4 protein-coding genes are annotated in these 9206 nt (G+C 59.5%); 3 read left to right on the top strand and 1 reads right to left on the bottom strand.

Annotated features, from left to right (window positions below; all coding sequences use genetic code 11):
• Positions 1–753 precede the first annotated feature (753 nt).
• Both ABD747_RS21310 and ABD747_RS26775 read left to right on the top strand, forming a co-directional pair.
• Positions 754–2289: a choice-of-anchor R domain-containing protein gene (locus tag ABD747_RS21310; protein ID WP_344808414.1), complete on the top strand. Its 1536-nt coding sequence runs from the start codon at positions 754–756 to the stop codon at positions 2287–2289.
• Between the two features lie 582 nt (positions 2290–2871).
• Entirely contained in the window at positions 2872–3153 is a 282-nt protein-coding gene (locus ABD747_RS26775) for a histone-like nucleoid-structuring protein Lsr2 (RefSeq protein ID WP_425562569.1), read from the top strand.
• Positions 3154–3484: 331 nt separating this feature from the next.
• Here ABD747_RS26775 and ABD747_RS21305 read toward each other — a convergent pair whose 3' ends face one another.
• Positions 3485–5842, bottom strand: coding sequence for a S8 family serine peptidase (locus ABD747_RS21305; RefSeq protein WP_344808412.1), 2358 nt, complete (start codon positions 5840–5842; stop codon positions 3485–3487).
• 1162 nt (positions 5843–7004) lie between these two features.
• Between ABD747_RS21305 and ABD747_RS21300 the strand changes: the two genes are divergently transcribed.
• Entirely contained in the window at positions 7005–8519 is a 1515-nt protein-coding gene (locus tag ABD747_RS21300; RefSeq protein WP_344808410.1) for a hypothetical protein, read from the top strand.
• Positions 8520–9206: the final 687 nt, after the last annotated feature.

Here is a 9206-nt window from a genome sequence, read left to right as displayed (position 1 = left end):
CACGAACGCGGAGCGGGGACTTTCACCTGGCCACCAGCGGGGACCAGAAACTGGCCGTTGACAGCACCGGAGAGGATTGACTGAGCACATTTAGCCTTGTCAGCCGCAGTTTGATTGACCGCGGATTACCGATGATGACCGTGCTTAGTGCCCACTTTGGGCACGATGACAGGGCACGAAGCAGGTGCTGTTCGATTTTGCGCGCCTAAGGCCGAGCGGCTGCCGTCAATGGGCCTGGCTGGAGAGCCGACAACCCGGCGAGAGACTGGAAGGATGGATCGACGGCTATCGGTGACTGATGTTCAGCGCACAGACCGCTGGCAACTTGCGGTGCCCGCCGGATCGCTGCTGGCCACTTGATGACAGCGCCGTGACAGTACATCAGCGCGGGTGACTGCTTCCGTGTCAGGGCAGGCCGCGGCGCAAGGCACGCACGTATGGCCGCTTAACTTAACGCTGTGCGTCGGTGTTCAGGCGTGGGTCCTGCTGGTCGTGGCGATTGGCTGACAGTCTGGCCTCAGGCGGGCGAGCAACACACCTTCGGGTGGTCGTCGGCGCGTCTGCTGACAGCGTTCAGTGTGGCGCGGTTGGAAGCTCCTGCATTCGATGGCGGTGGGGTGGCGTAGTGTCGGTCAATAGCCAGAAGCGGTGAATTACCCACATCGAGAACGGCTGGCCTGGGGCGCGGCTAGCGTGACCGAATCGAGACCTGAGTCTCGGTAGGTCCCGGGCCCCTTACCCCCAGAGGCATAGATGATGAAGATCGCAGATTCTCGTGTAGGCGTATGGGCGGCGGTCATCTTCACCGTTTGTCTGCTGCTGGGATCGTTTGCACCGGTAGCTGCCGCCGACGACGTGCTGCCCACTCCCACGGTCGTGCCAGGTCAGGTGGTCAGTTGGGGCGGCCCCGCGGACATGCAGGAGGTGTTGAGGCCGCCTGCGGACCTGACTGACGTTGTCGCGGTTGCGGCCAGCGATGTGCCAGGGGGCTACACCAACCTGGCGCTTCGAGCCGACGGCACGGTTGTCGGCTGGGGGCTCGACCGATATCAGGAGGCAAACGTCCCCGACGACCTACGAGACGTTGTGGCCATCGACAGCGGCGCGGGATTCTCGCTGGCCCTTCGCGCCGATGGTTCGGTGGCCGCGTGGGGGGCCGACGACTCCGGGCAGATCGACGTTCCGGCCGATCTCGGTCCGGTGACCGCTATCGCTGCCGGCGGCTACTTCGGCTACCGCGGCTTCGGCGTGCCAGACGTCGTCTGTGGCTATGCTCTCGCGCTTCGGCCCGATGGCACCGTGGTCCGCTGGGGCAGAGACCGGGACGGCCTGGGCTGTGATCAACTCGACGACCGGATGGATCCACCAGCGGACCTGACCGATGTCGTGGCCATCTCCGCTGGGTCTCGGCAGGCGCTTGCCCTGCGAGCCGACCACACGGTGGTCGCCTGGGGTAGCGGTGTCGCTGCTGGCCTGGACGGCCTGCCGCCGGCCAATTGGTCCGACATCGTTGCGATCTCCGCGGGCTCGGGCAACAGTCTCGGGCTTCGTTCCGATGGCACCGTGCAGGCTTACGGCATCTGGGGCGAGGCAGGGCCACCGGATGCCGCCGGCGTGGCCGCCATCTCGGCGTCCAACATCGACCTGTTCCTGAACCGAGACACCACCATCTCCGCCTACCCCAGCCAGGCCGGGACCCTGCCCAGCGACGCCGGCTACCGCGCGGTCTCCGCAGGCTACGGCTACGGCCTGGCCATTGAATCCGCAGACGCGTCGGAGCCGTCGCTACCGCCGGGAACCGACCAACCCGATGCCACCCTGCCAGCTCTCGGGTCTGCCGTGGTGCAACCGTCGGTGGATTCCAATCCGCCCGGAACCGGCGAAGCCTTCCAATACACCGCGTCACGCAGCGCCTCGGCGGACACCGTGCATCTGTACCTCGACGACCAAAACGAGGCCGCGCAAGTCATCGTCGGAGTGTACGCCGATGCGAACAATGAACCCTTCACGCTACTCGGCACCGGCCACTCAACGACACTGGTCAACGGGGAATGGAACTCCGTCACCCTAAACACCCCGGTGACCCTCGAGGCCAACGAACACTACTGGCTAGCCATACTCAGCCCAAGAGGATCCGGGGTCATCAACTTCCGAGACCTTCCAAGCGGGTCGGGCGGCCTAACCCAGATCAGCGCGCGACACGATCTGAATGCCAGGTATGGGCTACCCCACCAATGGAGCAGCGGCACCAAATTCGCAAACGCACCAGCATCGGCCTACCTCAGCTGAACACATCAGATCGATGTCGGTAGACGACTGCTTCCATGCCATCGACACTCGGCCTTCCGTGAGAGCGGTGGACGAGCGCGAAGACCGTTCGCTGGTGTACGCAGCTGGACCTCAGTGGGCGGGTCGATTGGTAAGCAGAAGGGCAAGCATCGGCTCCGCTGTTCGATTACGCTGGCGCGGCGACCCCACAGCGGAGACCCACAACCCGCGGAGTGACTGGCGGACCGAGTTTGTGGACACCAGCCGCTGCGTGCTGAGCGTGATGGTTGTGGTCAATTGTCACCATCTGCGATCAGGCCGCGATCGTTCGTGACAGCATCGTGACGGCATCCGCCCCTTCAGTCGTGACTTCTTCCGTGTCAGCGCAGTCGATCGGGCGCTGCCCGGGTGTTGATGCGCCTGAGGCCGTTCGTCGATGTGCGTCGGCAGCATGCCTGGTTCGCGACTGCTGGCTGTCATTTTGGCTGGCAGGGAGCGAGGAGCTGGCCATGGCGCTCTCGGACGGGCACCGCGACGGTAGAATTGTTACCTCATCCCACAACTCACGGGCGGGAGTTGCTCACAGTGGCTTAGCGCGCTGTCATCACGCTTATCGACGACCTCGACCACAGGGAGATCGAGGCCGATGGACACACGATCAAATTCGCCTACCAGGGCATCCAGTACGAGATCGATCTGTCTGAGAAGAATGCGAAGAAACTGGACAAGGCGCTGGCCCCGTTCCTGGCCGCGGCGCATCGAGTGAGCACCCGAGCACCACAGCCCAAGGCAATTGCCGCCGGCGTGGACACCAAGGCCGCGCGCAAGTGGGCAGAATCCCACGGGCATACAGGTGTCCGCCCGAGGCCGCATCCCTATCTCTGAGTTACCTAGAGGAGTTTCATAAGCCCTGTTCGGTTCCCTAGCGAGCACCCAATACGCATAATTCTAGTTCGGCTGGGCGCTCGTATCCTTGTACTCGGTGTCTATGCCATCTGGTACCTGTACGACTCGATTCCCAACCCGGGACGGACCGTGTCGGCTCCAGCTCGTCGGGCAGGTGTCCACCGTTCGGCGCGTAGCGGTCCGTGTCCTCGCTAGCCACGAGATTCTGGAGCGGCCTTCGGTCGCCTCCAAGGGTCACAAGTGATCTGACCGCTCACCGCGTACGACCGGCCAGAAACCGTCATCACCAGGTTTCACGTGGGAGGGGACGCTAGCTCCGGAATCCTATCTCTGAGTTACTTAGAGGAGTTTCATAAGCCCTATTCGGTTCCCTAGCGAGCACCCAATACGCATAATTCTGGTTCGGCTGGGCGCTCGTATCCTTGTACTCGGTGTCTATGCCATCTGATACCTGTACGACTCGATTCCCAACCGGGACGGACCGTGTCTTGGGCTGAATCCGAGCGATGGACTCAGCCTGCGAAAAGTCGGCGATCGTTGATCTGAACACTTCGAACTCAATATCTTTGGAGAAGGGGTTCCACGCAGGGTAACTCCATGCGACAAGAACGTAATCGGGGAAATCCCCCTTTGATGCTGTCACTGTCAGGGGCGCAAGGCCGTACCGACCTCGTGCGGGACCCGAAAATGCCGTTACGCGATCATTTGCCAGCGTCGCCCTCACATAGTAGTCGGCAACCCCCGCACTCCCAAGTGCACCCTGATGATCAAACGACTGTGTGACGATTGGTGACGAGTTCAGCTTAATCATCGCTGGCCCGAGAAAAACATCGTAGTGCGTAGCGGGAGGTAGAGGATTCCATGATATTACGATCTTGTCTATGAACTCACCGTTACTTGCCCGAACGCCAGTCGGGCCTGCCACAGGCCTGTAGACAACTATGTTGGCCTGCGTGGTCGGGCTGGACACCCGCTCCCCGTTCAGGTCAGCAGTGAAGAACGTTCTCGCACGAACTCGCTGTGTTGCCGGCATGTTCAGCCTTAATTCTTCGAAACCGTAGCCAATCACCTGTCTCGAGTTGGCTGCTCCCTCGACCGGATCGGTACCATCGGTCGTGTACCAGGTCTTGAAATCGTAGCCTTGAGTGTTGCCTGGACGATCATAAATCGAAACCAGGCAGGGCAAGGGAAAGCTGCCTGACGCTGGGTCGATTTCAGGTTGGCGAGGAATGGATCGATCCAACAGCCCGATCGACCTTCGGAGGTTTGGCAGCGGTCCGATATGTTGAGAGAGATTGCCGGCCTGCGCGCTATCTGTTTCCAGCAGCAACTGCAGAATCTCGTCTACAGTTGCGACTCTGCCAAATCGCGCTAGGTGAATGCCCTGAAGGGAGGCGCAGACGCCGGCAACAATTGGTGTCGCGCTAGAGGTTCCAGAGAAACGGCTTGTGTAGAGGAGGTTGGGACCGTCACTGCTCCAAGCATCCGCCTTTGTTGCATCGTAGGCAGTCGTAAGGACGTTTCTGCCCCAAGCCTGAACGTCAACCCTGGAGCCGAAGTTTGAGAACGCCAATCTCTGACGGGTCCTTGGATCGCCCGCGCCCACAAGTATTGCTCCCGATCCATTCTCGGTCCGAAAGGGCCTATGATTGTCGCTGTTGCGGTAGACGTTGGCGTCGAGATTCTGGCCCCCATTTCCGGCAGCTTCAACCACTATGAATCCGTTGGAGGTTGCGGTTCGCACACTATCGTACGTACTCCTGTCCCACTCGACTGGTACGAAGCCGTTCTGACTCGGGCCAGCGGGATCGTGGTTGGGTCCAGGTATATGCTGCTCAAGCACGATGATGTCACCAGGACTCAGGGTTGCCATGGCAGCAGAGATTGCGCCGGGAATGTTATAGAAGGGTATCGGGTTCTGGGTGAAGACGGATGCGCAGAATTTCGCGGCGTTGAAGGCAATTCCTTTCGTGCCAACGCCGTTATCGCGGGAACCGTAGATTCCTACGACGCTGGTTCCATGGTCCCTGGTACTGGGTCCACCAAATGGATTCAACGGGTCGTTGCCAAGCATGCGAAGTCCCAGATTAGCTCGGAATTCCCCATGCCGTAGATGCCAGTCGTACTCAATATCGCATATCGCAATTCCAGCTCCGTCACCACCACTCACGCCCCATCCGACAAAGGCATCAACACCGTTGGCACCCCCGTTTGACGTGGACGGCCCTAGGTATAGCTGCGCGGGATTGATATTCCCGATGTCCGTGAAGTCTGGAGGCTGGGGTGGTTCAGGCGGCAGGTACACACGCGACACCTCCTCCACTTCCGGTAGGTCGGCAAGCACGCTCGCCGTTCGCGTAGCATCCGTGCCTTCAGCAAGAAACAAGATATAGTAGTTCCCCAAGTCAGGCAAAGTATCGCCCTTCGCGGAGCCATTCTTGCGGTACCGCTCCAGTTGATCAGGATCAACTGTGTGCACGGGATGCCAGATTGATCTTTGCGACATGTCCGAAAGGAAATCAGCGGACTTCTTCGACTGAAAGCCAGTTCCATTCAGATCGACCAATCGGCCGCGCTGGATACGCACTCTGTGTGTATCCCGAAACTTGACTTGCAGCTTGTCCGATTCGAATGCCGCAACACTCGAATCGGTTGGACCTGTGGTCATGCGCATGCTCCCTTATGTCTCTTCCCCGGCACAGGATGGTGCCTATTCACCTGGACGTGAGCAGCAAGGGGGTCTCGTCTGGCGGCTTGTGACCGAGGCTGATTTTCAAGCCCGGGGGCGAACTTCATCATCGCCGTATTCGGTGACTAGGTCAACCCGAATTTTGGATCGGCGTGAAACTGCTCGGCATTGAGTCGGGTAACTGACGGGCCGCCGGCGCGGCCACCTCGATGCTGTGTCTGTTACATATGCTGCCATCGTTGCCGCCAGGGCCGCCATCGCTGGCTCCCAAAACTCGGTCCAGCACAGGCAGACAGAGTATCGCCAGAGCGAGCGAGGCGGAGGGTGGATCAGGTACCACAACAACAACTCGCTGGTGAAGTCGGTCCACCTTGATTGGCTTTTGCCTCGCGCCCGGCACGCGGCGGAGGTCGGTGCAGGACAGCTCATCGCGCTCTACGTCTACGCCAGATACCGAGGAGTTCGACGACGAACGCTGCGTTGGGCGACGTTCATCGATGAGCTGGCGCGCGCACCATCATGGCACGCTGGACGGCTCTTCAAGGGATCGGGTGGGGATTCGGACCAAGCCCGTCCGGGCCATTAACCATCGGCAGGGGCCTGGGGCACTTTTCAACGGAATCTCGGATGCAGCCGTGAAATATAGACCCATCTGAGTTGAATCGCATTTGCGCGGTCGTCACACCAGGGATAGGGTCGGTGCAAGCATCGAGGTTAACGGTGCATGTTGTTTCAGACAAAACTGGCTCAGGAATGACTCTGTCGTCGCCAGTGGTATCTGAGTTGCGAAGATTGGTCGATCTTCAACCAGGAAACACTTAAGTCCGCCTCCTGGAAGTAGTCCCACGCGAGTCACGATGTAGTGGCCCTGGCCAGGTCGTGCGGCCAAGATCACCATCTGCTTCTGTCCAACGACGCCATCGCCGATGTCGTCGAGGTACTTCGGGGCGAGTTCTAGGTACGATCGCTTGCCCTCATATTCGTGGAGTGCTCTTCGCGCCATGAATTCCGCCTTGCTGAAACTGTAAATTCCGCCCGGACCACTCGACCACTCGAAGTTCTCAGGTCCCTCGCCGGAGGCGAGCCAAGCAGGTCATCGCGTTTTAAGTCGGTCAGTGAATGCGTCCTATAGGAGCGACATATGGCATGGTGGGATGACGCAGCGGAAGCCGCGGGATCAGCAATTGGCTGGGTCGGTGATGGGGTTGAAGCTGTCGTCGACATTGCGACCGAGACGGCTGAGGAAGTGACAGAAACGGTCACTGAGGTGGCGATCGACGTACTGGATGGAGCACGGGATGGGGCAGCTGCCGTTTCACCAGCCCTAGGTGGCGTTGCCAACGTGGTGCTGGGCGTCGTTAAGGGTGGAGTTCAGGCTACCCAGGAAACCTTCGCAATCGTGTTTGACACAGTGCGCAACGCGGGTTCATTGGTTAACGCGGTACTGCACTTCGACCTGGCGGGCATAATTGCGGATTTGGGAAACATAGCAATCAATGTCGGACAAGCAGTCGTCTTGGTTGTGCGCGTTGGAACAGGCGCATACTTTGGTGCGGCTGTTAGCGACTACTTCGCCCGCGATGACTCACTCGGCGTCATTCGCGCACTAGTCATCGATGAGTTCGGAACTCCGGAAGGGGAGTCTATTCTCAGAAGGCTCGGGTGGGGCACGACACATTTCGGGTTCCCGATCGTCGCGAGCGCGTCCATCATGGTAGCCGATAGCAACTCGTTTCCCTTCGTTGAACTACACGACGATGACGATCACACGCTGGACCTTTACGCAATGGCAGGGCTACTTAGCTTGAACGGGTTTCAGATCGCCCGCGAGCGCACGCGCGTAGTAAGAGTAGACGATGACGGCAACGACATGTGGTATCTCCCAATTCATCGCTACGCGATCCGATCATTCCTCGACAGCGGCGGTACTAACATGCGTATACGCGCGTATGCGATGGAACCGGCCGCGACCGGCAAGGCTATGCGTACTGCCCGCAAGAAGTTCAAGAAGCTCTGCATCGACATTGGTTGGGACACTCCGTTCAACTTTGCGACGTTTCAGGCGTTCAACGCGCAGCCGTGCACCAATCTTCGCGAATTCGACTTCTTCCCCGGTCGCACGTTCGAGGCGGGCAGATGGTTTGCAACTAATACGCCACGAGAAGGCCGCTTAGAAGAAGATGGGTCACCACTGTGTATCGGGGTCTTCGGCTTCGCTGATGATAAGCACGGTTTGGTCACCGGGCGCCGCATCAAGCGTGGTTTGGACGGCTGCGGTCCTGACGACGCCAGCGATGCGTGTATCACGACAATTGACCGCTCTAGAAAGGACTTTATGAGCCTAGATAGCGATGGAGATGGAGTAGATGACCTCAAAGATGATCGAACTGGCTGTGGATGCACTTGGCGCGACACTTATCCTCCCTACTTTAGTCGTATCGTTCTGGCGCACGAACTAGGCCACTACTTCGGGCTCGCTCACGCTGGACATGACGGCGTTCACAACATCATGTTCTCCAAAGCAGAAAACGAAACCTTCGGTAAAGGCAGTTGGCGACTCTGGTTGCACGGAGACCCCAACTTCGTGGAGGAGGATGTTGAGCATGCTTGGCGGTTTATTGTGAAGCAGATGCCTCACGTGCTCAGGGCGCTGTGACACTTGTCGATGCTCAGTCAACTAGCTTGCAACGGGCTGGGGGAAGCTTGGTCGCAGTGATTGTCCAGTCGCTTGACCAAGCAACGCCTAGATGCACAGGGGGGCCACACGAGGAGCACTCGTGCCGACTTGCCAGTTCATTTCTATGCAATGACTAACGCCCGGTCCCGATCAGGGGATGCCTGGCACGATGTGCGTGCGCGGGTGTACCTTTTATCCGGGTTTGAATCGGCTCTAATGCCTTAGCGGGAGTGGGGCATGGGGTGGATAAATTATCGCAACCTATGTTGTCAAATGCGAACTCGGGATTGGGCTGGGGGTGCCAACAGTTGAACGCTCTCCCTGAGGAGGCAGGGAATGCGGCCTTCGGTTGGCCCGGCTTGCTAGAGTGCATCTGGCGGATCTCTGCGGCGTGACAACGAACCTGGCTCGACGACCATTGTCATTATTGCTGCGGTATTCTGGTTCGGAGCCGCGGGATTGCGGCCCTTTGCACGCGGGTAGTGGGTGCCGGCGAGGCCCGCAGCGCAGCGAGGACACGTGGCCGGAACCCACTACCCGCCGCGGCCGGAGGCCGCGCTTGACGGAGTAAGGAAAGTTCTCACCGCACGGCGGTCCAGACAGTGTCCGACTCCGCTTGATGGTTGACATCTTGGCTTCATTTGATGCTTGACAGTCCGCTGAGGG

Origin of the sequence: Microlunatus ginsengisoli (assembly GCF_039537205.1) — a bacterium.
Lineage (GTDB): Bacteria > Actinomycetota > Actinomycetes > Propionibacteriales > Propionibacteriaceae > Microlunatus > Microlunatus ginsengisoli.
The sequence above is the reverse complement of the archived record's forward strand: the minus strand, read 5'-3'. Positions and strand labels throughout refer to the sequence as shown.

What these genes read in the sequence shown, in the direction of transcription:
- ABD747_RS21300 (WP_344808410.1), top strand. Translation starts at nt 7,005, where the DNA reads ATGGCATGGTGGGATGACGCAGCGGAAGCCGCGGGATCAGCAATTGGC.
- ABD747_RS21310 (WP_344808414.1), top strand. Translation starts at nt 754, where the DNA reads ATGATGAAGATCGCAGATTCTCGTGTAGGCGTATGGGCGGCGGTCATC.
- ABD747_RS21305 (WP_344808412.1), bottom strand. Translation starts at nt 5,842, where the DNA reads ATGACCACAGGTCCAACCGATTCGAGTGTTGCGGCATTCGAATCGGAC.